This window comes from Streptomyces sp. NPDC051555 (genome assembly GCF_044454405.1).
In the GTDB taxonomy this organism is placed as follows: Bacteria; Actinomycetota; Actinomycetes; order Streptomycetales; family Streptomycetaceae; genus Streptomyces.
The window spans coordinates 82,224-104,752 of sequence record NZ_JBITDP010000028.1; the positions used below are offsets into that span (position 1 = coordinate 82,224).

The following is a 22,529-nucleotide window of genomic DNA, read 5'->3' on the forward strand; positions in this document are numbered from 1 at the left end:
GCGGGGTGGCACGGCTCGGCGTAGACCTTGTGGTCCGGGACACACCATGGACATCGGGGGCAGAGCCATGCGCACGCACGGAACGGGCCGCACCACACGCACGCGCACCTGGACGGCGCTGGCCGCCGGGTGCGCGCTGGCACTGACCGCCTGCGGCGGCGGGGGCGACGGGAAGAAGGACACGGCCGCGAGTCCGGACGGCGGGAGCACGCAGAGCGGTCCGCGGGTCCAGTTACCCTCCCTGGCCGGGGAGAAGCTGGAGGTCGCGGCGGTCTGGACGGGTCCGGAGCAGGAGAACTTCACCAAGGTCCTCAAGGAGTTCGAGAAGCGGACGGGCGCCACCGTCACCTTCGTTCCGGCGCAGGACCCGATCGTCACCTTCCTCGGTACGAAGGTCGCCGGCGGCCAGCCGCCGGACGTGGCCCTGCTGCCCCAGGTGGGGGCGCTGGTCTCGGCCGTGACGAACAAGTGGGCGCAGCCGGTGGGCCCGGAGGCGCAGAAGCAGCTCGACCAGAACTACTCGGCGGGCTGGAAGGCGCTGGGCGCGGTCGGCGGGACCCAGTACGGCGTCTACTACAAGGCGGCCAACAAGTCGCTGGTCTGGTACAACGCGAAGGCGTTCAAGGCGGCGGGCGTGCAGCCCCCCACGACCTGGGCGCAGTTCCTGGAGACCGCGGACACCTTGTCGGCCTCGGGCGTCCCGGCGGTCTCGGTGGGCGGCGCGGACGGCTGGACCCTCACCGACTGGTTCGAGAACATCTACCTCTCGCAGGCCGGTCCGCAGAAGTACGACCAGCTCGCCAAGCACGAGATCAAGTGGACGGACGACAGCGTCAAGCAGGCGCTGACCACCCTGGGCCAGCTCTTCGGCCGCAAGGACTTCCTGGCGGGCGGTCAGACCGGCGCGCTGGCCACCGAGTTCCCCAAGTCCGTCACCCAGACCTTCACCGGCGGGGACCGGCCGGGCGCGGCGATGGTCTTCGAGGGCGACTTCGTGGCGGTGAACATCGCGCAGACGGAGGCCAAGGTGGGCACGGACGCCCTGGTGTTCCCCTTCCCCGCGGTCGGCGCGAAGGCCCCGGTGGTCTCGGGCGGTGACGTGGCGGTGGCGCTGAAGCCCTCGAAGGGCGCGCAGGCCCTGCTGACCTTCCTGGCGTCCGCGGACGCGGCGGAGATCCAGGCGAAGCTGGGCGGCTTCGTCTCGCCCAACCGCGGGGTGAACCCGGGTGCCTACCCCAACGAGATCCAGCGGGACATCGCCAAGAACCTGCTCGCGGCGGGCGACGACTTCCGCTTCGACATGTCCGACCAGGCTCCGGCGTCCTTCGGCGGGACTCCGGGGGCGGGCGAGTGGAAGGACCTCCAGGACTTCCTGGCGAACCCGGCCGACGTCGCGGGCGCACAGGCCAAACTGGAGGCCGACGCGGCCAAGGCCTTCGGGAACTGATCCCGGTGGCCCCCAAGACGGCTCCCCCCGCTGCTCCCGCCGGGGCGCGCACCCGCGCGGCCCGGCGGCACCGGCTGGTGGCGGGGGCGTTCCTGCTGCCCGCCCTGGTGCTGCTCGGCGCGCTCGTCGTGCACCCGATCGGCTATTCGCTCTACCGCAGCCTCTTCGACCGCACCGGCGACTCCTTCGTGGGCGCCGCGAACTTCCGGGAGATCCTGCACGACGACACCATCCGCACGGCGCTGGGCAACACCGCGCTGTGGGTGGTGCTGGCGCCGACGACGGCGACCGTGCTCGGCCTGATCTTCGCGGTGCTGACCGAACGGGTGCGCTGGGGCACGGCGTTCAAGCTGCTGGTCTTCATGCCGATGGCCATCTCGATGCTGGCGGCGGGCATCATCTTCCGGCTGGTGTACGAGGCGGACCCGGACCGCGGGGTGGCGAACGCGGTGTGGGTCGGGGTCCACGACACCTTCGCGCCCGCCTCGGCCTTCCCCAAGGCCCGGCCGGGCCGGGACTCGCCGCTGGTGGACGCGGGCGGCGGCGCGCTCGTCACCCGCGAACCGGTACGGGCGGGCACGACGGCACTGCTCCCGCTGGTCGGGGTGGCGCCGGACGACCTCCCGAAGGGCACCCGTCCGGCCAGGGCGGCCGCGGCCGTGCCGGGCCGGGTGACCGGGACCGCCTGGCAGGACTTCCGCCCCGGCGGAGGCGGTCGCACCAACGCGCTCGACCCGGCCGAGTCGGGGTACGCGGGCATGCGGATCGAGGCGGTCAAGGACGGCAAGGTGGTGGAGTCGACCACGGCGGCGGGCGACGGCACCTTCTCCCTGTCCGTGAAGGCCGACGGGGCGCTGCTGCGGTTGCCCGCCTCGAACTTCGCGGCGCCGTACGCGGGCGTGCAGTGGCTGGGGCCGACGCTGGTCACCCCGGCCGTCATCGGCGCGTACGTGTGGATGTGGGCCGGCTTCGCGATGGTCCTGATCGGGGCCGGGCTGGCGTCCGTACCGCGGGAGCTGCTGGAGGCGGCCCGGGTGGACGGGGCGAACGAGTGGCAGGTCTTCCGGCGGATCACCGTGCCGCTGCTGGCGCCGGTGCTGGGCGTGGTGCTGGTCACCCTGGTCATCAACGTCATGAAGATCTTCGACCTGGTCTTCGTGATCGCGCCGGGCTCGGTGCAGGACGACGCGAACGTGCTCGCCCTCCAGCTCTACCGGACCTCCTTCGGCACGGACGCGAACCCGGGCCTCGGCAGTGCCATCGCGGTGCTGCTGCTGGTGCTCGTCCTCCCGGTCATGCTCTACAACATCCACCGGATGCGCCGGGAGGCCCGCCGATGACCACGCCCCCGACGCCGACCCTCACGAGCAGGCTCGCGGCGCGCGCCGCGGGCGGCGCCGTGCGCGTGCTCCTGGTCCTCGCGGCCGCGTTCTGGCTGCTGCCCACCCTCGGGCTGCTGGTCTCCTCGCTCCTGGCGCCCGCCGATCTGAACAAGGCGGGCTGGTGGCAGGTGCTGACCGCGCCGTCCCGGCTGACCACCGCCAACTACGAGCGGCTGCTGTCCAACGACACCATCACCGGCTCGCTGCTGAGCACGATGGCGATCACCGTGCCGGCCACCCTGCTGGTGCTCGTCCTGGGCGCCTTCGCCGGATACGCCTTCGCCTGGCTGGAGTTCCCGGGCCGCGACGCGCTGTTCCTGGTGGTGGTCGCGCTGCTGGTGGTCCCCGTGCAGGTGGCGCTGATTCCGGTCTCCGAACTCTTCGGCTCCATCGGCCTGTTCGAGACCACGGCCGGGGTGGTGCTCTTCCACGCCGCCTTCGGGCTGCCCTTCGCGGTGTTCCTGCTGCGCAACTTCTTCGCGGAGATCCCGCGGGAGCTGCTGGAGGCGGCGCGCCTGGACGGGGCGGGCGAACTGCGGCTGTTCGCCCGGGTGGTGCTGCCGCTGGGCGGTCCGGCGATCGCCTCGCTGGGCATCTTCCAGTTCCTGTGGGTGTGGAACGACATGTTGGTGGCGCTGGTCTTCGCGGACTCGGCGCACCCGCCCATCACGGTGGCGCTCCAGCAGCAGGTGCGGCAGTTCGGCAACAACATCGACGTCCTGGCCCCCGGCGCGTTCCTGTCGATGGTGATCCCGCTGGCCGTGTTCTTCGCCTTCCAGCGCCAGTTCGTGTCGGGGGTGATGGCGGGCGCGATCAAGTAGCGCCGGACCACCGGGGCTCGTTCCGTAGGGCGAACCGCCGCGTTGACGTGCCGTGTTGACGCTGAGTAACCCGAATGCCACGGGTCGCGTAACCCGATCGCCACCCCGGGGGTTGCTGGGCCATATGCCCGCGCCGACCCCTGGATGTGCCGTGCCCCGGTTCAGCGTCATCGTGCCCGCGTACAAGGTCCAGGCGTACCTCCAGGAGGCGCTGGATTCGGTCCTGTGCCAGTCGCACCCGGATCTGGAACTGATCGTGGTGGACGACGCCTCCCCGGACGCCTGCGGTCAGATCATCGACGAGTACGCGGCCCGGGACCCCCGGGTCACCCCGGTGCACCTGGCGCACAACGCGGGCCTGGGTCCGGCGCGCAACGCGGGCCTGTCCCGGGCCACGGGCGACTACCTGATCTTCCTGGACGGCGACGACGTCCTCGCACCGGGCGCCCTGCAGGCCGTCGCGGACCGGCTGAAGGCGACCGGCTCCCCCGACGTGCTGGTCTACGACTACGCGCGCACCTTCTGGACCGGCGAGAGCACCCGCAACCGGCTCGCGCACCGCCTCTGCGAGGACGGCCCGGCCAGCTTCCGGATCGCCGACCGCCCCGCGCTGCTGGGCATGCTGATGGCGGTGTGGAACAAGGCGTACCGGCGCGAGTTCGTGGAGCGCGAGGGCCTCGCCTTCCCGCCCGGGCTCTACGAGGACATCCCCTGGGCCTATCCGGCGCTGCTGGCCGCCGAGTCCGTCGCCGTCCTGGACCGGGTCTGCGTGCACTACCGCCAGCGCCGCACCGGCTCGATCCGGACCACCCCCAGCCGGGCCCATCTCGACGTCTTCGAGCAGTACGACCGGGTGTTCGCCCACCTCGCCTCCCGCCCCGAACTCGACCGGTGGCGGCCGGTCCTGCACCGGCGGATGGCCGAGCACTTCTGCGCCGTGTACTCCCACCCGCAGCGCCTCCCGCGCGCCGCCCGGCCGGAGTTCTTCCGGCGGGCGGCGCTCTCGCTGCGCCGCTACCGGGTCGCGGTGCGCTCCGACGCGCAGCCGCTGTCCCTGTCGCGCACCGACCGGTTGCGGCACACCCTGATGCGCTTCGGCCTCCGGCGCACGTACGGGCTGCTGTCAGGGCTGCGGGCGCTCGTCGTCCGCCTGGGCCGCAGCGCGCGGGCCGTCCTGCGGGGCCTGCGCGAAGCCGCGCTGCGCTGCCACTACCGGATCCAGCGGCTGCTGCCGCTCCGCCCCGACCTGGCGGTCTTCAGCGCGTACTGGCACGGCGGGTACGCCTGCAACCCGGCCGCGATCGAGGCGAAGCTGCGGGAGCTCGCGCCCGGCACGCGCACGGCCTGGATCTGCGACCCGGCGCACGCCGCGACCCTGCCGAAGGAGACGGCCGCGCTGCGGCCCGGCTCGCCGGCCTACTGGACCGCGCTGGCCCGGGCCACGTACCTGGTCACGAACGTGAACTTCGAGCGCGCGCTGGTCAAGCGGCCCGGGCAGGTCCTGCTCCAGACCCAGCACGGCACTCCGCTCAAGCGCGTCGGCCTGGACCTCCAGGACCGCCCGGCGGCGACCCCGACCACCGATTTCGCGGGCCTGCTGCGGGGCGCCGACCAGTGGGACTACCTGCTGTCCGGGAACCGGCACTCCACGCTGGTGTGGGAGAAGGCGCTGCCGTCCTCCTACACGACGCTGGAGTACGGCTACCCGCGCAACGACGTCTTCCACCGGGCCGCGCCGAGCGACGTGCTGGAGCTGCGCGAGCGCCTGGGCATCCCGGCGGGCTCGACCGTGATCCTGTACGCGCCCACGCACCGCGACTACCGGCGCAGCCGTCCCGAACACCTCGACTTCGAGCGGGTACTGCGCGATCTCGGCCCGCGCTTCACGATCCTGGCGCGCACGCACCTGACGTACGCGGACACCCCGCCGTCCTGGGACCGGCACCCGCGGCTGCTGGACGTCACCGGGCACCCGTCGGTGGAGGAGCTCTGCCTGGCGTCGGACGCGCTGGTGACGGACTACTCGTCCCTGATGTTCGACTACGCGGCGCTGGACCGGCCGATCGTGATCCACGCGGACGACTGGGAGGCCTACGAGGCGTCCCGCGGCACGTACTTCGACCTGCGCGCCTTCCCCCCGGGGGCGATCGCCCGGACCGAGGACGAGCTGGTGGACATCTTCGCCACCGGCCACTGGCAGGGCTCGCGCTCGGCCCAGCTGCGCGCCTCGTTCCGCTCCCGCTTCTGCTCGTACGACGACGGCTACGCGGCGGAGCGCGTCGTCCGCCACGTCTTCCTGGGCCAGACCACCCCCGTCCCCCCGGTCACCCCCCTGGAAGACCGCCACCCCACCCCGTCCCTCCCGACCCCACCCCCCACCCTGACAACCCCCCTCTGGCCCTAACCCGACCCGGCCCAGCCCAATCAAGCCCCGCCGGCGTTTGAGGCGCCCCCGGAGGGCAAACGCACCCGCAGGGACGCACCGCACCAGCCACCCCACCGGGGGGGGCGTCCCGGGGCCAGGCCCCGGGACCGGGCCGGGCCCCGGAGGACCCGCCGGGGTCAGACCTTGAGCCCCGCCACCACAGACGCGGCCAACGCATCCAGGTCCCCCCGCGAAACGGCATCGCTGACGACCACCACCCGCCAGTACAACGGCCCGATCGCCAGATCGAGCGCCCGCTCCGGATCGGCCCCCTCCGCCAACTCCCCCCGCCCGATCGCTTCCGACACGATCCCCTCGGCGAGCCTCCGCTGCCCGTCCAGCAGCGCCCCCCGCACCGCCGCCGCGATCTCCGGGTTCCGCGCCGCCTCGACCAGCAGGTCGGGGATGACGGCCGAGGCCACCGGGTGCCGCAGGACGTGGGACATGACCTCCAGCAGGGCCCGTACGTCCCCGTACAGCGACCCCGTGGCCGGCACCGGCAGCCCGTCCACCGCGAAGGCGGCCACCAGGTCCAGCACCAGGTGCAGCTTGGACTTCCAGCGCCGGTAGACGGCCGTCTTGCCGACGCCCGCCCGCCGCGCGATCCCCTCGATCGACATCCGCGCGAACCCGACCGCGGCCAGTTCCTCGACCACCGCCGCCCGGATCGCCTCGGTCACGTCCTCGCGCAGCACCGCGGCCCCGGCAGGCGCCCGGCGCCGGGCCGCGGCGGCCGCGGCGGGCGCGGCGGCGGGCTCGGGCCGAGCGGCGGCAGGGGCGGGCGCGGCAAGGGCGGGCGCGGCAGGGGCGGCGGGAGCGGCAGGGTCCGGGGTCATACAGGGAGCATAACCGCGGACGCCGCCCCACACCCGTCACGACGATACGGTTGCGTTCCGACGCGTCCCGCCCTAACCTCGCCGTAGCGACGATACGGACCCGTCCCATCGCCAGCGACGTCCCGCCCCCGTCGAAAGCGACCTTCGTGACCACCACCCTGGCCAAGTCCCCGGCCCCCCGGCCGGACATCGAGGAACTGGCGGCCGCCCACGGCCTGACCCTCAGCGGCGCCCGTCCCTCCCTGCCCTCGTACATCGGCCAGCTCTGGCAGCGCCGCCACTTCGTGATGTCGTACGCGACGGCGCGGATGGCATCGACGTACAGCACCGCGAAGCTCGGCCAGGTCTGGCACCTGGTCACCCCGCTGCTGAACGCGGCCGTGTACTACTTCATCTTCGGCATCATCATGAAGGCCAGCCATGGCGTCCCGAACTACCTCCCGTTCCTGATCACGGGCGTCTTCGTCTGGGACTTCATCGGCAGCTCCATCAACGCCGGCACCCGCGCCGTCCACAGCAACCTCGGCCTGGTCCGGGCCCTGCACTTCCCCCGCGCGAGCCTGCCCCTGTCGAGCGTGATCCAGCTCTTCCAGCAGCTGCTCGTCACCATGGGCGCCCTGGTCGTCCTGCTGGTCTGCTTCGGCCAGCTGCCCACCTTGAACTGGTTCCTGGTCTTCCCCACGCTCTTCCTGATGGCCGTCTTCTGCGCGGGCTGCGCCATGATCATGGCCCGGCTCGGCAGCAAGAACCCGGACGTCAGCCAGCTGATGCCGTTCGTCCTGCGCACCTGGATGTACTCCTCGGGCGTCATGTGGAGCATCAGCGACATGCTCAAGAAGGATCACCTGCCGCACTGGGTGACCACGGTGCTCCAGACGAACCCGGCCGCCGTCTACATCGACCTGATGCGGTACGCGCTGATCGACAGCACCAAGATCTCGTCCCTCCCGCACCACGTCTGGCTGATCGCCATCGGCTGGGCCCTCGTCGCCGGCGTCGGCGGCTTCATCTACTTCTGGAAGGCCGAGGAGGAGTACGGACGTGGCTGACACGACGACGACCAGCAGCGCCGACAGCGCCACCAGCACCACCGCGGGCGCCGGCACCCCCGCCGACACCCGCGTGCCCACCGTCATCGCGGACGACGTCCACATCACCTACCGGATCGTCGGCACCGGCGCCGGCCGCGGCAGCGCCACCGCCGCGCTCAGCCGGATCTTCAACCGCAAGAAGCCCAAGCCCGGCATCCGCGAGGTGCGCGCCGTGCGCGGGGTGTCCTTCATCGCCTACAAGGGCGAGGCCATCGGCCTGATCGGCACCAACGGCTCCGGCAAGTCCACCTTGCTCCAGGCCATCGCGGGCCTGCAGCCGGTGGAGCGCGGCCGGATCTTCTCGCACGGCCAGCCCTCGCTGCTCGGCGTGAACGCCGCCCTGATGAACGACCTGACCGGCGAGCGCAACGTCATCCTCGGCGGCCTGGCCATGGGCATGTCCAAGCAGCAGGTCCAGGAGCGCTACCAGGGCATCGTCGACTTCTCCGGGATCAACGAGAAGGGCGACTTCATCTCGCTCCCGATGCGCACCTACTCCTCCGGCATGGGGGCGCGCCTGCGGTTCTCCATCGCCGCCGCCAAGGACCACGACGTCCTGATGATCGACGAGGCCCTCGCCACCGGCGACGCCTCCTTCCAGCGCCGCAGCCAGAAGCGGATCGAGGAGCTGCGCCAGACGGCGGGCACGGTCTTCCTGGTCAGCCACGGCATCGGCACCATCCGCGAGACCTGCGACCGCGTCCTGTGGCTGGAGCACGGCGTGCTGCGGATGGACGGGCCGACGCAGGAGGTCTGCGACGCGTACGAGGAGTTCGGCAAGCAGTAGCGGCCGCGCGCGACCAGCACGGGGAGGGCCCCGGGACCGGATTCCGGTCCCGGGGCCCTCCCCGTGCTCCTGGGCGCGTTACGAGCGCCCCGCCCCGCTCAGCTGTGCGTCCGCAGCAGCGAGCGCATCGTCCGCATCGCCACCGACAGGTTCGCCAGGTCGAAGGCGTCCGAGCCCTTGATCTCGTCCAGGGTCGTCCGGGCGCGCCCGATGATCGCCGCGTTCTTCTCCTCCCACGCCGTGAAGCGCTCCTCGGGAGTGGAGGAACCGTTGCCGACCGCCAGCACGTCGGCGGTCATCGCCGCGTGCGCGGCGAACAGGTCCTCGCGGATGGAGGCGCGGGCCATGGACTGCCAGCGGTCGGACCGCGGCAGTTCGATGATCCGGTCCATCAGCTGGGTGATGTCCAGGCGGTCGGCGAGGTCGTAGTAGACCTCGGCCACGCCCAGCGGGTCGACACCGGTGCGGTCCGCGATCGCGACGACGTCGAGCGTCGGGAAGGCGGAGGAGAACCCGGCGACCTTGGCCGCCAGTTCCGCCGGGACGCCCGCCTCGGTCAGCTCGTCCACGATCGAGCCGTACCACTCCAGGTCGGCGCCGCGCACCAGCTTGGGCAGCTCGGACCAGACCTGGGTGACCCGCTCCGAGAAGAAGGCGATGGTCTCGCTGATCTGGAGCGGCTGCGGCCGGTTGTTGAGCAGCCAGCGGGTGCCGCGCTCGACGAGCCGGCGCGAGTGCAGCCGGATCCGGGTCTGCACGTCGGCCGCGACCTTGTTGTCCAGCGCCTCGACCGCGTCCCACACCTCGGCCAGGCCGAAGATCTCGCGGGCCGAGAGCTGCGCCCGGACGATCTCCTCCAGGGAGGCGCCGGTCTCCTCGCGGAGCCGGTGCAGGAAGGTCGAGCCACCGCTGTTGACGGTGTCGTTGACCAGGATCGTCGTGATGATCTCGCGGCGCAGCGCGTGCGCCTCGATCTGCTCGGGGAACTTCTCGCGCAGGGCGCCCGGGAAGTACTCGTGCAGCAGGCGGTTCAGGTAGGCGTCGTCCGGCAGCCCGGTGCCGATCAGCTCGTCCGCCACCGTGATCTTGGTGTAGGCGAACAGGACGGCCAGCTCCGGCTGGGTCAGGCCCTTGCCGCTGTTGAGCAGCTCGCGGATCTGCCGGTCGTCGGGCAGGAACTCCAGCTTGCGGTCGAGCCGTCCGTCGCGGCCCAGGCGCCGCATGAAGCGCTGCTGGGCGTGGAGCAGGCTGGGCGCCTGGGCGGCGCCGTTGGCGAGCGCCACGTTCTGCGCGTAGTTGTTGCGCAGCACCAGGTGGCCGACCTCGTCGGTCATCGTGGCGAGGAGCGTGTTGCGCTGCTTGACGGTCATGTCCCCGTCGGAGACGACCGCGTTCAGCAGGATCTTGATGTTCACCTCGTGGTCGGAGGTGTCCACGCCCGCGCTGTTGTCGATGGCGTCGGTGTTGATCTTGCCGCCCTCGCCGCCCGCGCCGAGGCGGGCGAACTCGATCCGGCCCAGCTGGGTCAGGCCGAGGTTGCCGCCCTCGCCGATGACCCGGGCGCGCACGTCCTGGCCGTCGACGCGGATGGCGTCGTTCGCCTTGTCGCCGACGTGGGCGTGCGTCTCGGCCGTCGCCTTGACGTACGTACCGATGCCGCCGTTCCACAGCAGGTCGACCGGGGCCTTGAGGACGGCCTGCATCAGCTCGGCCGGGGTCATCTTGGCGGTCCCGGCCTCGATGCCGAGGGCCGCGCGCATCTGCGGGGTGACCGCGATGGCCTTCGCCGTGCGGGGGTGGATGCCGCCGCCCGCGGAGAGCAGCGAGGTGTCGTAGTCGGCCCAGGAGGAGCGCGGCAGGTCGAACAGGCGGCGGCGCTCGGCGTACGAGGTGGCCGCGTCCGGGTTCGGGTCGATGAAGATGTGCCGGTGGTCGAATGCGGCGACCAGGCGGATATGCTCGGAGAGCAGCATGCCGTTGCCGAAGACGTCACCGGACATGTCGCCGACGCCGACCGTGGTGAAGTCCTCGGTCTGGGTGTCGTGGCCCAGCTCGCGGAAGTGCCGCTTGACGGACTCCCACGCGCCACGGGCGGTGATGCCCATGCCCTTGTGGTCGTAGCCGGCGGAGCCGCCCGAGGCGAAGGCGTCGCCGAGCCAGAAGCCGTAGGACTCGGCGACGGCGTTGGCGATGTCGGAGAAGGTCGCGGTGCCCTTGTCGGCGGCGACGACGAGGTAGGTGTCGTCCTCGTCGTGGCGGACCACGTCCTTGGGGGGCACGACCTCGCCGCCGACGAGGTTGTCGGTGATGTCGAGCAGCGCCGAGATGAAGATCTTGTACGAGGCGATGCCCTCGGCGAGCCACGCGTCGCGGTCCACCGACGGGTCGGGCAGGTTCTTGGCGACGAAGCCGCCCTTGGCGCCGACCGGCACGATGACGGTGTTCTTCACCATCTGCGCCTTGACCAGGCCGAGGATCTCCGTACGGAAGTCCTCGCGCCGGTCGGACCAGCGCAGGCCGCCTCGGGCGACCTTGCCGAAGCGCAGGTGAACGCCCTCGACGCGGGGCGAGTAGACCCAGATCTCGTACGCCGGGCGGGGCGCGGGGAGGTCCGGGATGGCCTGCGGGTCGAACTTGACCGACACGTAGGAGTGCGGCTCGCCGGTCTTGGTGACCTGGAAGAAGTTGGTCCGCAGGGTGGCCTTGATGAGCGTCAGGAACGCCCGCAGGATGCGGTCCTCGTCCAGCGAGGCGACCTGGTCCAGGGCGCCTTCCAGCTCCTCCAGCATCGCGTCGATCAGCTCGGTGCCCGCGGCCTGGCGGCTGGGCGACATCCGTGCCTCGAAGAGCGAGACCAGCAGCCGGGTGGTGTGGACGTTGTTGCGGAGGGTGTCCTCCATGTAGTCCTGGCTGAAGGTGGACCCGGCCTGGCGCATGTACTTCGCGTACGCGCGCAGCACGACGGCCTGGCGCCAGGTGAGCCCGGCGCTCAGCACCAGGGTGTTGAAGTTGTCGTTCTCCGCGTCGCCCTGCCAGACCGCGGCGAAGGCGTTCTGGAAGCGCTCGCGGGCGTCGCCGCCGAGGTGCTCGGCGGCGCCCGAGGACGCGGGCAGCCGCAGGCCGAAGTCGTAGACCCAGGCGTGCGTGCGGTCGGCGCAGCGCAGCTCGTAGGGCCGCTCGTCGGTGACCTCGACGCCGAGGCGCTGCAGGACCGGGAGCACGGCGGACAGGGAGACCTGCTCGCCCTGGCGGTAGATCTTGAAGCGGCGCTCGCCGGGGCCCGCGCCGACCGGCTCGTACAGCGAGAGGTCGAAGTCGCTGGCGCTCGCGCTCAGCCGCTCCAGCCGGACCAGGTCGGCGACGGCGGCGCGCGGCGAGTGGTCGGCCTTGTAGCCCTCGGGGAAGGAGCCGCCGTAGCGGCGCAGCAGCTCGGCCGCGCGCTCCTCGCCGCATTCGGCGGTCAGGGCCTCGGCGAAGCCGTCGGCCCAGGAGCGGGCGGCCTCGACCAGGCGGGCCTCGATGCGCTCGGCGTCGGCGTCGGTGAGCGCGGGCAGCTCGGTGCCCTGCGGGACGCGGATGACGAAGTGGATGCGGGAGAGGATCGACTCGGTGTTCCAGGCGGTGAAGTCGACGCTGGTGCCGCCGAGCTCCTCCTTGAGGATGTCGATCAGCCGCAGCCGGACGCCCGTGGTGTAGCGGTCGCGGGGCAGGTAGACGAGGGCCGAGTAGTAGCGCCCGTACTCGTCCTGGCGCAGGTACAGCCGCAGCCGGCGGCGTTCCTGGAGGTACAGGACGGAGGTGGCGATGGCGCGGAGCTGGTCGACCGGGGTCTGGAACAGCTCGTCGCGCGGGTAGGTCTCCAGGATCTGGAGCAGGTCGCGGCCGTCGTGGCTGCTCGGTGCGAAACCGGCGCCTTCGAGGACCTCGACGACCTTGCGGCGGATCACCGGGACGCGGCGCACGGACTCGGTGTAGGCGGCCGAGGAGAACAGGCCGAGGAAGCGGCGCTCACCGATGACGTTGCCCTCGGCGTCGAACTTCTTGACGCCGACGTAGTCCAGGTAGGAGGGGCGGTGCACGGTGGAGCGGCTGTTGGCCTTGGTCAGCACCAGCAGCTTGTGCTCGCGCGCCTTGGCGCGGGCGTCGGCGGGCAGTCGGTTGAAGGACGGCGAGACCGGGTGGCCGTCGTCCTTGCCGCTGTGGTGCGGGTCGGAGCGCAGGATGCCCAGGCCCGTGCCGGGCACGGCGGCCAGCGCGTCCCCGTCGACCAGGTTGTACTCGCGGTACCCGAGGAAGGTGAAGTTGTCCCCGGCCAGCCAGCGCAGCAGCTCGCGGGCCTCGTCCAGCTCGTGTTCGCGCAGGTCGCTCGCGGTGTGCTCGGCGGGGAGCTCCTCGGCGATGCGGCGGGCGGCGTCCCGCATCTTCTCCCAGTCCTCGACGGCCTCGCGGACGTCGGACAGGACGCGGAGCAGGTCGGCGGTGATCTGGGTGAGGTCGTCGCGGTCGGTTTCGCGGTCGATCTCGACGTGGATCCAGGACTCGACGAGGGAGTCGTGGGGGCGCGCGGTGGCGGGGCCGTGCGCGTCGCAGTCGGGACCGAGGATCTCGATCAGCTTGCCGGTGACGTCACGGCGGACGACGACCTGCGGGTGGATCACGACGTGGATGCCGCGGCCCTGGCGGGACAGTTCGTTGGTGACGCTGTCGACGAGGAAGGGCATGTCGTCGGTGACCACCTCGACGACCGAGTGGCTGGAGGTCCAGCCGTTCTCCTCGACCGTGGGGGTGTGGACGCGCACGCGGGCCGTGCCCTGCGGCCGGTTCTCGGCGAGCCGGTAGTGGGAGAGCGCGGCGCCGAAGACGTCGACCGGGTCTCGGTCGGTGAGGTCCTCGGGTGCGGTGTGCAGGTAGTAGCGCTGGAGGTAAGAGAGCATCGTGTCCGGATCCGGACGCCCTCCTTGCTCGGACCCAGTCGGAAGTAGCCCCCCGGCCGGGCTGTTCTCAGCTACCCGGGCCGCCCGTGCGAGCAGCTCGGCCTTTGCTTCGTCCAGCTTGGTCTGCATGTCCTCTGACTCCTGTCGCGCGCCATTGCGTGACGTAGGTGAAGGAAGGAATGACATAGCGCCGCGAGGCGGGATGTCCGTTCGGAATCGACGCTATGCCGTCGTATGAGCCGGCCGGGGCGGAATGGACCATTCTCGGCCAGGGGCCCCGGAGGCGGGGATCAGCGATGGCCCGGGCACGGTGGTGCGCCGGGCGCTGGTCGGAGGCTTCAGTGCCCCCGAGGACTATCGCGCTGATCACGGGACAAGGCTATCTCGCCCCACCCCCGACCCGTCATGAGCTGTATGTGTACAAATCCGGGGGTGGAACTTTGACACTCTGGACAGCGACGCGGGCCCCCTGGGCGTGCGGGGGGCCGCTCCAGGGGATCTAAACGCCGTTATCCGGCCAATTCGTGAGCTGTCCGGACCGCCTCCGCCAGGCTGTCCACGACCGGGACTCCGGCTGATTCCAGACTGCGGCGACTGTGCGAACCGCCGGTGTAGAGCACCGCGAGCGCGCCCACGTGGGCGGCGGCCAGGGCGTCGTCGACGGCGTCCCCGATGAGGACCGTACGGGTGGCGCTCACACCCGTCCCCTCCATGGCGGCCATATGGCGTACGAGGTGGCCGGCCTTCGAGGTGTGCGAGGGCCCGACGCGCCCGTCGACGCGCAGGAAGTGGTCGTGGATCCCGTGCCGCCGGACCAGGGGCACGAGTTTGTCGTGGGGCGCGAGGGACAGCAGGGACTGGGTGAGCCCGGCCGTCCGCCAGCCCTCCAGCAGCTCGCGCGCGCCCTCGGCGAGCCCCGCGTCCTCGGCCACGGCCCAGTAGTGCCGGTGGAAGGTGTCGTCCATGACCAGCCACTCGTCGTCCGTGGGCAGCCGCCCCATCAGCCGCTCGTAGAACTTCGGCACGGGGACGACGTACAGCTCGCGGTAGCGCTCCAGGGTGATCGGCGCGAAGCCCAGCTCGGCGAAGGAGGCGTTCGTCGCGGCCATCACGGCGTCGATGTCGTGGAGCAGGGTCCCGTTCCAGTCCCACACCAGGTGGGCGCCCGCGCTCGTGGTCGCGCCCGCGCCCGCGCCGGTCACGTGAGCAGCCCCGGGATCTCCTGCACCCCGAACCACAGCAGGTCGTGGTCCTCGGCGCCGTCCACCGTGACCTGCGCGTCGCCGTCACCGGCATCGGCGGCGCCCACGGCGGCCGCGGCGGCGCTCACGTCGTCCTTCGCGTCCTCGGCGTCCACGTGCACGGCGGCGGCCACCTTCAGACGCACCGCGGCGGCCAGGGCCACCTGACCGAGGCTCGCCTCGTCCGCGCCGGGGATCGCGGTGGCGGCCTTGTCGTCGACGTCGAGGGCGACGACGACCCGCTTGCGCGGGGCGGTCGGGTCCTCGGCGAGCAGGCGCAGGGAGGCGATCGCGGCCCGGTTCAGGGCGGCGTACTCCAGCTCCTCGATGTCGTCCGAGACGTACCACTCGCGCAGGCCGGGCGTGACCGCGTACGCGCGCAGCGGAGCGGGGCCCAGCTCGCCCGCCTTGTGCGCCTCGGCGAGCCCGGGGAGGGTCAGGGGGACGTACACGCGCATGGCCGGCTGCTTTCGGTAGTCGGGAACGCCCTCAGGATACGACCGCCCGGCCCGTTCCCGACGGCCGCGTCCGGCCCAGCGCCCGGTCCCCTTTCGGGGTGCCGCCCGCGCCGGCCCCCGCGTCCACGGCGGTACGGGCGCCCGCGCGCCCCGCGGGACCGGGCGGCGGCGCGGCGCCCCTGATAGGCGAACCCGGGCCGCCGCGGGGCCCGGGGCGGGGGCCCGTTGCGGAGCCGGGCGGGCGCCCGTAGAAGGTCACCCGACAAGTTACCGCCCGGTACCGCCGGGCCCGGCCTCATCGGGGACGCGCCATGACCAGCACGCGGAGCACCACCCGCCCTGCGGGACGCCACGACCAGCGCCGCCCGCCGAGCCCTCCCCGCGGGGCGCGGCCCGGTCCCCACCACTGGTTCGCGGAGCGGCTCCTGGCCGTCCTCAGCGGCCAACGGCCGGTCCACTGCCTGCTCGGGCACACCGTCGGCCCGGCGTACGAACAACTGGTCACCCTGACCGCCCCGGCGGGCCCCTTCCCGGGCCGGCTGCGCCCGGTGCTGCGCCAGTGCGGGCGCTTCCACCCCGGCCCGGGCGTGATCGAAGCCTTCGCCCGCATCGCCACCGGCGACCGCATCACGGCCATGGCCTTCCGCCTGGAACAGGGCCCCGACCTCCGCTGGCGCTGCGCCGCAGTAGAAATCACCGGCCCCCGCCCATGAAGCCGCCGCCCCGCCGACACACGAAGCCCCGTGAACCCCCCAGGACCCCCAGCCAGGCTCGGCCCCGCCAAACCCAGCCCCGCCGGCGTTTGAGGCGCCGCCGGAGGCACCCAGGGCCCACGGGGGCCCCAGCCAGGCCCGGCCCCCGCCACATCCAGCCCCGCCGGCGTTTGAGGCGCCGCCGGAGGCACCCAGGGGCCACGGGGGCGCACCACCCCACCGGGCCTCGTCCCGAACCGACCGGGCTCCGCCCGGACCCGCGCCTCAAACGCCGGCGAGGCTGGAATGGCCCCCAGACCGGGGCTGGGGGGGGACCCCACGAACCGAGGCTGGAGTAGGGCCCCGGACCGAGGCGGGAGGGGGACCCCCCGGGCCAAGGCAGGAGGGGCGCACCCAGGGCCGGGAGACAGAGCCACCGGTGCCTCCGGCGGCGCCTCAAACGCCGGCGAGGCTGGAGTGGGCCCCAGACCGAGGCTGGAGCCGGGCCCCCAGACCGGGGCTGAACCCCACGAACCGAGGCCGGAGTGGGGACCGCCGGGCCAAGGGAGGAGGGGAACCCCACGGACCGGGGCCGGAGGTGACCCCCCCGGGCCACGCTGCGCGGAAACGCGTCCGGGGCCGGACAGCCGCCGCATGCGGTCGTCCGGCCCCGGACAGGGCCCCCGTGGCTCACACGGGGAGCGGGGTCACTTCTTGCGCCGACGCCCGCCGGACGCCTTCTGCGCCTTGCGGCGCTCCGCCCGGGTCATCCCGTCGCCGGAACCATCGGCCCCGTCGGCGTCGAAGTCACCCTCGACCACGCCACCCTCCCCGTCCACCGTGGGAGCGGAGAAGTGCAGCCGGTCGGGCCGCTGCGGCGCGTCCAGACCCTTGGCCCGGATCTCCGGCTTCGCCAGCGACGGACCCGCGTCCTGCACCGGAACCTCCTCGACCTGCTGCTCGACCTGGACCTCCAGGTTGAACAGGTAGCCGACGGACTCTTCCTTGATGCCGTCCTGCATGGCGTTGTACATGTCGAAGCCCTCGCGCTGGTACTCGACCAGCGGGTCCTTCTGGGCCATCGCCCGCAGGCCGATGCCCTCCTGCAGGTAGTCCATCTCGTACAGGTGCTCGCGCCACTTGCGGTCCAGCACCGACAGCACCACGCGGCGCTCCAGCTCGCGCATGATGTCGGAGCCGAGCTGCGTCTCGCGCGCCTCGTACTGCTCGTGGATGTCGTCCTTGACGGACTCCGCGATGAACTCGGCCGTGATCCCGGCCCGGTCGCCCGCCGCCTCTTCCAGCTCCTCGACCGTCACCTTGATCGGGTAGAGCTGCTTGAAGGCGCCCCACAGGCGCTCCAGGTCCCACTCCTCCGCGAAGCCCTCGACCGTCTCGGCCGTGATGTAGGCGTCGATGGTGTCGTCCATCATGTGACGGACCTGCTCCTGGAGGTCCTCGCCCTCCAGGACGCGGCGGCGCTCGCGGTAGATGACCTCGCGCTGGTTGTTGAGGACCTCGTCGTACTTCAGGACGTTCTTGCGCGTCTCGAAGTTCTGGGTCTCGACCTGCGACTGCGCGGACGCGATCGCCCGGGTCACCATCTTGTTCTCGATCGGCACGTCGTCCGGCACGTTCGCCATCGCCATGACGCGCTCGACCATCTGCGCCTTGAACAGGCGCATCAGGTCATCGCCCAGCGACAGGTAGAAGCGGGACTCGCCCGGGTCGCCCTGACGGCCGGAGCGGCCGCGCAGCTGGTTGTCGATGCGGCGCGACTCGTGCCGCTCGGTGCCCAGGACGTAGAGCCCGCCGAGCTCCTTGACCTCTTCGAACTCGGCCTTGACGGCCGCCTCCGCCTTGGTGAGCGCCGAGGGCAGGGCGTGCGCCCACTCCTCGATGTGCTCCTCCGGGTCCAGGCCCTGCTGGCGCAGCTCGGCCTCGGCGAGGTCGTCCGGGTTGCCGCCGAGCTTGATGTCGGTACCGCGGCCGGCCATGTTCGTGGCGACCGTGACGGCGCCGCGGCGGCCGGCCTGGGCGACGATCGAGGCCTCGCGCTCGTGCTGCTTCGCGTTCAGCACCTCGTGCGGGATGCCGCGCTTGGAGAGCTGCTGCGAGAGGTACTCGGACTTCTCGACCGAGGTGGTGCCGACCAGGATCGGCTGGCCCTTCTCGTGCTTCTCCGCGATGTCGTCGACGACGGCGGCGAACTTGGCGACCTCGGTGCGGTAGATCAGGTCGGCCTGGTCCTTGCGGACCATGTCCCGGTTGGTCGGGATCGGGACGACGCCGAGCTTGTAGATCTGGTGGAACTCGGCGGCCTCGGTCATGGCCGTACCGGTCATGCCCGAGAGCTTCGAGTACAGGCGGAAGAAGTTCTGCAGGGTGATCGTGGCGAGGGTCTGGTTCTCGTCCTTGATGTCCACCCCTTCCTTCGCCTCGATCGCCTGGTGCATGCCCTCGTTGTAGCGGCGACCCGCGAGGATGCGGCCGGTGTGCTCGTCGACGATCATGACTTCGCCGTCGATGACGACGTAGTCCTTGTCGTTCTTGAACAGCTCCTTGGCCTTCAGGGCGTTGTTCAGGTACCCGACGAGCGGGGTGTTCACCGACTCGTAGAGGTTGTCGATGCCGAGCCAGTCCTCGACCTTGGCGACACCGGCCTCGTGGATGGCGACCGTGCGCTTCTTCTCGTCGACCTCGTAGTCGCCGGTCTCCTCGATGCCCTTCAGCGGCTGGCCGGGCTCGCCCTTCTTCAGGCGGGTCACCAGCTTCGCGAAGTCGCCGTACCACTTGGTGGCCTGGTCGGCGGGGCCGGAGATGATCAGCGGCGTACGGGCCTCGTCGACCAGGATCGAGTCGACCTCGTCGACCACGGCGAAGTTGTGGCCGCGCTGGACCAGCTCGTCCTTCGACCACGCCATGTTGTCGCGCAGGTAGTCGAAGCCGAACTCGTTGTTCGTGCCGTAGGTGATGTCCGAGCTGTACTGTTCGCGGCGCTGCGCCGGCGACATGTTCGCCAGGATGCAGCCGACCTCCAGGCCGAGGAACTTGTGGACCCGGCCCATCATCTCGGAGTCGCGCTCGGCCAGGTAGTCGTTCACCGTGATCAGGTGGACGCCCTTGCCGGACATCGCGTTCAGGTACGCGGGCAGGGTGCCGACGAGGGTCTTGCCCTCACCGGTCTTCATCTCCGCCACGTAGCCGAGGTGGAGTGCGGCACCGCCCATGATCTGGACGTCGTAGTGCCGCTGGCCGAGGACGCGCTTGGCGGCCTCGCGCACCGTCGCGAAGGCCTCGGGCAGCAGGTCGTCCAGGCTCTCGCCGTCCTGGAAGCGCTGCTTGTACTCATCCGTGAGCGCCCGCAACTCGGCGTCGGAGAGGTTGACGAAGTCCTCTTCGATGGAGTTGACCTGGTCCGCGATGCGGTGCAGTTTGCGCAGGATCTTGCCTTCGCCTGCACGCATGAGCTTGTTGAAGACGGACACCGAGGTTTGTCTCCTTGCCGGTCGGGCCTGGGCACTGTTCGTACACGGGCACGGCAGGTGGACCCCACCGCAACGGCCATCGTAAGCGAGGACGTGGTCACGCCGGGAGGTCCGCCGTATCCGCAGGGCGGCTGGCACCCGCAGGGACAACGGACGGGGGGCCTGGAAGGTGCCGGTGTGGGGTGAAAACTGTTCGCCCGCGCACGGCGGACCGCACAGAATCGCCGGATGGAACCGAGCACGCTGATCACCGAGCGCCTTGTGCTGCGCCCGCACCTGCCCGCCGACGTCGCGGAGGTGTACGCCGCCTGCCAGGACCCCGCCATCCAGCAGTGGATACCGGTGCCCGTGCCCTACGAGGTCAAGGACGCCGAGACCTTCGTGACGGAGATCGTGCCGCGCGGCTGGCGCGAGGACACCGAGTACAACTTCGCCGTCCGGCTCGGCGCGGACGGCCCGCTCGTCGCCACCCTGGGCGTCCACGCCCGGGGCGCCTTCGCGCACGAGATCGGCTACTGGTCGGTGGCCGAGCACCGCGGCCTCGGCTACATGACCGAAGCCGTCACCGCCGTCGCCCGCTGGGCCTTCACCGAGGCGGGCTGCGTGCGCCTGATCTGGCGCGCCGGGATCGCCAACGCCGCCTCCCGCGCCGTCGCCGAGAAGTGCGGCTTCGTGGTCGAGGGCGTGCAGCGCGCGGGCATGGAGCACCGCGAGACCCTGCGGGACTGCTGGACCGGCGCGCTCCTCCCCTCCGACCTGGGTCTCCCCTCGCGCCTGCCGTACCTCCCCGACCCCCGGCGCGACGCCTGACCGCGGCCCACGACCGGCCGACCGGGCCGGCCTGTCGGTGGTGCCCCCTAGGCTGCGAGGCATGACCTCCGCCACCGTGTCCCTGTCCGCCGCCGAGGCCCGCCGGATCGCCCTGCGCGCGCAGGGGTTCCTCGGCGCCCCCGACCGCCGGGGCGGGGTGCGCGGCGTCCTGCGGCACCTGGGCGCCGTACAGCTGGACACCATCTCGGTGCTGGCCCGCTCGCATGAGCTGATCCCGTACGCGCGCCTGGGCGCGGTGGACCGGTCCGCGGTGGAGGCCGCGTACTGGTCTGGGAACCACGCCTTCGAGTACTGGTCCCACGCGGCCTGCATCCTGCCGATCGAGGAGTGGCCGCACTTCGCCTTCCGCCGCCGGGCGCGCCGGGCCCGGGGCCACCGCTGGCACGTCCTGGCGGAGAAGGAGCGTTCGACGAAGGCGGTCCTGGACCGGCTGCGCGCCGACGGCCCGCTCACCTCGACCGAGCTGGGCGGCGCCAAGAACGGCGGCGAGTGGTTCGAATGGTCCGAGAGCAAGATCGCGGTGGAGTGGCTGCTCGACATCGGCGAGGTGGTCTGCACCGAGCGCCGCGGCTGGAAGCGGGTCTACGACCTGCCCGAGCGGGCCGTCCCGGACGCCCTGCTCCACGACGACTTGGACGACACCGAGTGCCTGCGCCGCCTGGTCGCGCTCGCGGGGCAGTCCCTGGGCGTGGGCACCCGCAGCGACATCGCCGACTACCACCGCCTCAAGAACGACCAGTTCGACGCGGTGGTCGCGGACTCCGGACTGGTCCCGGTCGCGGTCGAGGGCTGGGACAAGCCGGCCTGGGCCGACCCGGCCGCCCTGGCCACCACCCCCCGCGGGCGCCACCGCACGACGCTGCTCTCGCCCTTCGACTCGCTGATCTGGGAGCGTCCCCGGACGGAGCGGATCTTCGGCTTCACCCACCGGCTGGAGGCCTACGTGCCCAAGCCCCGGCGGATCCACGGGTACTTCGCCATGCCGCTGCTGGCCGGCGGCCTGCTCCAGGGCCGGGTGGACCCGGGCCGCGAGGGCGGGACCCTGGTGGCCCGCCAGCTCTCCCTGACCACCCCCGCCGCGGCCCGCCCGATGGCCGAGGCGCTGCGCGAGGCGGCGTCCTGGGTGGGCTGCGACGAGGTCCGGGTGGACCGGGCGCAGAGCCCCGCGGAGGCGGCCGCCGTCACGGCGGAGCTGGCCGCCCTGTGACCCGGGGCGACCGGATCAGCAGACCCCGGATCAGCAGGCCGACGAGCGGACCGGCCGATCAGCGGATTTCGAGGATCTTCTCGCGCATCGCGTAGACCACGGCTTCCATCCGGGAGTGCAGCTGGAGCTTCTCCAGGATGTTGCGGACGTGGTTCTTCACGGTGTTCTCGGAGATGAACAACTCCTTGGCGATGTCCCGGTTGTTCATCCCGGTCGCCACCAGCTTGAGCACCTCCAGCTCGCGGTCCGTCAGCCGCGGCGCGGGCACCAGCCGCCGCTCGTCGGTGCGCTGGATCATCGACTTGAACTCGGTCAGCAGCTTCGACGCCATGGAGGGGCTGATCTGCGACTGCCCGTCGGCCACGGCGCGGATCGCGGTGGCGACCTCGTCCGTGGAGATCTCCTTGAGCAGGTAGCCGGTCGCCCCGGCCTTGATCGCGTCGTAGAGGTCGGCCTCCTCGTCGCTGATCGTCAGCATGATGATCTTCGTGGAGGGGGCCACCTCCTTGATCGAGGTGCACGCCTCGATACCGCCGCGCCGGGGCATCCGCACGTCCATCAGCACGATGTCCGGCAGCAGGTCCGCGGCCTTGTCCACCGCCTCCGCGCCGTCCCCGGCCTCGCCGACGACCTGGATGTCCTCCTCCTGCGCGAGGACGATCTCCAGCCCGCGCCGGAAGAGGGCGTGGTCGTCGACCACGAGCACACGGATCGGTTCACCGCCCGGGCCGGTCCGGCAGTCCGCACCGTCGTCAGCGCGTGCCGGTCCGAAGCTGTCCGCCATCGTTCCTCCCCCTGCAAGGCCGTGGCCCGAATTCATGTGTGGCGCTGCCGCACGCAGCGCCCGGCGTCAACCCGGCGCAGTCGGACGCCGGCTGACTGCCCGACA

At 71.8% G+C, this 22,529-nt stretch carries 15 protein-coding genes; 9 read left to right on the plus strand and 6 right to left on the minus strand.

From position 1 onward, the window contains the following. Nucleotides 1-67 precede the first annotated feature (67 nt). The 4 genes from ACIBEA_RS37240 to ACIBEA_RS37255 all read left to right on the plus strand — a co-directional run bounded on the left by ACIBEA_RS37240 (nt 68) and on the right by ACIBEA_RS37255 (nt 6,054). Nucleotides 68-1,447, plus strand: coding sequence for an ABC transporter substrate-binding protein (locus ACIBEA_RS37240; protein ID WP_399267637.1), 1,380 nt, complete (start codon nt 68-70; stop codon nt 1,445-1,447). Beyond that, nucleotides 1,447-2,787, plus strand: a complete 1,341-nt coding sequence (locus ACIBEA_RS37245) for a carbohydrate ABC transporter permease (RefSeq protein ID WP_399267665.1) — start codon at nt 1,447-1,449, stop codon at nt 2,785-2,787. The genes ACIBEA_RS37240 and ACIBEA_RS37245 overlap by 1 nt, the downstream gene beginning before the upstream one ends. Continuing rightward, nucleotides 2,784-3,650 (plus strand): carbohydrate ABC transporter permease, encoded by an 867-nt coding sequence (locus tag ACIBEA_RS37250; protein WP_399267638.1) that lies wholly within the window; start codon nt 2,784-2,786, stop codon nt 3,648-3,650. Before ACIBEA_RS37245 ends, ACIBEA_RS37250 begins: the two co-directional genes overlap by 4 nt. Nucleotides 3,651-3,801: 151 nt before the next feature. Beyond that, the gene (locus tag ACIBEA_RS37255; protein WP_399267639.1) at nt 3,802-6,054 is read left to right on the plus strand and encodes a CDP-glycerol glycerophosphotransferase family protein; all 2,253 of its coding nucleotides are present in this window, start codon (nt 3,802-3,804) and stop codon (nt 6,052-6,054) included. 158 nt (nt 6,055-6,212) lie between these two features. Here the strand turns inward: ACIBEA_RS37255 and ACIBEA_RS37260 are convergent, their stop codons facing one another. After that, a complete protein-coding gene (locus ACIBEA_RS37260) occupies nt 6,213-6,911 on the minus strand; it encodes a TetR/AcrR family transcriptional regulator (protein ID WP_399267640.1) in 699 nt (232 codons plus the stop codon). Between the two features lie 146 nt (nt 6,912-7,057). Between ACIBEA_RS37260 and ACIBEA_RS37265 the strand changes: the two genes are divergently transcribed. Both ACIBEA_RS37265 and ACIBEA_RS37270 read left to right on the plus strand, forming a co-directional pair. Continuing rightward, nucleotides 7,058-7,960 carry an ABC transporter permease gene (locus ACIBEA_RS37265; RefSeq protein WP_399267641.1) on the plus strand — a complete coding sequence of 301 codons (903 nt, stop codon included), beginning with the start codon at nt 7,058-7,060 and terminating at the stop codon, nt 7,958-7,960. Next, nucleotides 7,953-8,789, plus strand: a complete 837-nt coding sequence (locus ACIBEA_RS37270; protein WP_399267642.1) for an ABC transporter ATP-binding protein — start codon at nt 7,953-7,955, stop codon at nt 8,787-8,789. Before ACIBEA_RS37265 ends, ACIBEA_RS37270 begins: the two co-directional genes overlap by 8 nt. 98 nt (nt 8,790-8,887) lie before the next feature. Here the strand turns inward: ACIBEA_RS37270 and ACIBEA_RS37275 are convergent, their stop codons facing one another. The 3 genes from ACIBEA_RS37275 to ACIBEA_RS37285 form a co-directional block, all read right to left on the minus strand. Further along, the gene (locus ACIBEA_RS37275; protein ID WP_399267643.1) at nt 8,888-13,852 is read right to left on the minus strand and encodes an NAD-glutamate dehydrogenase; all 4,965 of its coding nucleotides are present in this window, start codon (nt 13,850-13,852) and stop codon (nt 8,888-8,890) included. Between the two features lie 380 nt (nt 13,853-14,232). Next, nucleotides 14,233-14,925 (minus strand): HAD family hydrolase, encoded by a 693-nt coding sequence (locus ACIBEA_RS37280; protein WP_399267644.1) that lies wholly within the window; start codon nt 14,923-14,925, stop codon nt 14,233-14,235. Next, nucleotides 14,922-15,422 (minus strand): DUF6912 family protein, encoded by a 501-nt coding sequence (locus ACIBEA_RS37285; RefSeq protein ID WP_399267645.1) that lies wholly within the window; start codon nt 15,420-15,422, stop codon nt 14,922-14,924. The genes ACIBEA_RS37280 and ACIBEA_RS37285 overlap by 4 nt, the downstream gene beginning before the upstream one ends. A 311-nt stretch (nt 15,423-15,733) precedes the next feature. Here ACIBEA_RS37285 and ACIBEA_RS37290 point away from each other — a divergent pair, with 311 nt between their 5' ends. Continuing rightward, entirely contained in the window at nt 15,734-16,135 is a 402-nt protein-coding gene (locus tag ACIBEA_RS37290) for an Rv3235 family protein (protein ID WP_399267646.1), read from the plus strand. 686 nt (nt 16,136-16,821) lie between these two features. On the opposite strand, the gene secA is transcribed toward ACIBEA_RS37290, so the two are convergent. Then, on the minus strand, nt 16,822-19,602 hold the full coding sequence (gene secA, locus ACIBEA_RS37295) for a preprotein translocase subunit SecA (protein ID WP_399267647.1): 2,781 nt from the start codon (nt 19,600-19,602) through the stop codon (nt 16,822-16,824). Nucleotides 19,603-19,830: 228 nt separating this feature from the next. Between secA and ACIBEA_RS37300 the strand changes: the two genes are divergently transcribed. Together ACIBEA_RS37300 and ACIBEA_RS37305 are read left to right on the plus strand one after the other, a co-directional pair. Then, nucleotides 19,831-20,412 carry a GNAT family N-acetyltransferase gene (locus ACIBEA_RS37300; RefSeq protein ID WP_399267648.1) on the plus strand — a complete coding sequence of 194 codons (582 nt, stop codon included), beginning with the start codon at nt 19,831-19,833 and terminating at the stop codon, nt 20,410-20,412. Nucleotides 20,413-20,473: 61 nt separating this feature from the next. Then, nucleotides 20,474-21,640, plus strand: coding sequence for a winged helix-turn-helix domain-containing protein (locus tag ACIBEA_RS37305; protein ID WP_399267649.1), 1,167 nt, complete (start codon nt 20,474-20,476; stop codon nt 21,638-21,640). A gap of 58 nt (nt 21,641-21,698) precedes the next feature. On the opposite strand, the gene ACIBEA_RS37310 is transcribed toward ACIBEA_RS37305, so the two are convergent. After that, nucleotides 21,699-22,424 (minus strand): response regulator transcription factor, encoded by a 726-nt coding sequence (locus tag ACIBEA_RS37310; protein ID WP_354383978.1) that lies wholly within the window; start codon nt 22,422-22,424, stop codon nt 21,699-21,701. Between the last annotated feature and the right edge of the window lie 105 nt (nt 22,425-22,529).

Coding starts and splice junctions, on each gene's coding strand:
- ACIBEA_RS37240 (WP_399267637.1), top strand. CDS start 68: ATGCGCACGCACGGAACGGGCCGCACCACACGCACGCGCACCTGGACG.
- ACIBEA_RS37250 (WP_399267638.1), top strand. CDS start 2,784: ATGACCACGCCCCCGACGCCGACCCTCACGAGCAGGCTCGCGGCGCGC.
- ACIBEA_RS37260 (WP_399267640.1), bottom strand. CDS start 6,911: ATGACCCCGGACCCTGCCGCTCCCGCCGCCCCTGCCGCGCCCGCCCTT.
- ACIBEA_RS37275 (WP_399267643.1), bottom strand. CDS start 13,852: ATGCAGACCAAGCTGGACGAAGCAAAGGCCGAGCTGCTCGCACGGGCG.
- ACIBEA_RS37285 (WP_399267645.1), bottom strand. CDS start 15,422: ATGCGCGTGTACGTCCCCCTGACCCTCCCCGGGCTCGCCGAGGCGCAC.
- ACIBEA_RS37290 (WP_399267646.1), top strand. CDS start 15,734: ATGACCAGCACGCGGAGCACCACCCGCCCTGCGGGACGCCACGACCAG.
- ACIBEA_RS37300 (WP_399267648.1), top strand. CDS start 19,831: ATGGAACCGAGCACGCTGATCACCGAGCGCCTTGTGCTGCGCCCGCAC.
- ACIBEA_RS37305 (WP_399267649.1), top strand. CDS start 20,474: ATGACCTCCGCCACCGTGTCCCTGTCCGCCGCCGAGGCCCGCCGGATC.
- ACIBEA_RS37310 (WP_354383978.1), bottom strand. CDS start 22,424: ATGGCGGACAGCTTCGGACCGGCACGCGCTGACGACGGTGCGGACTGC.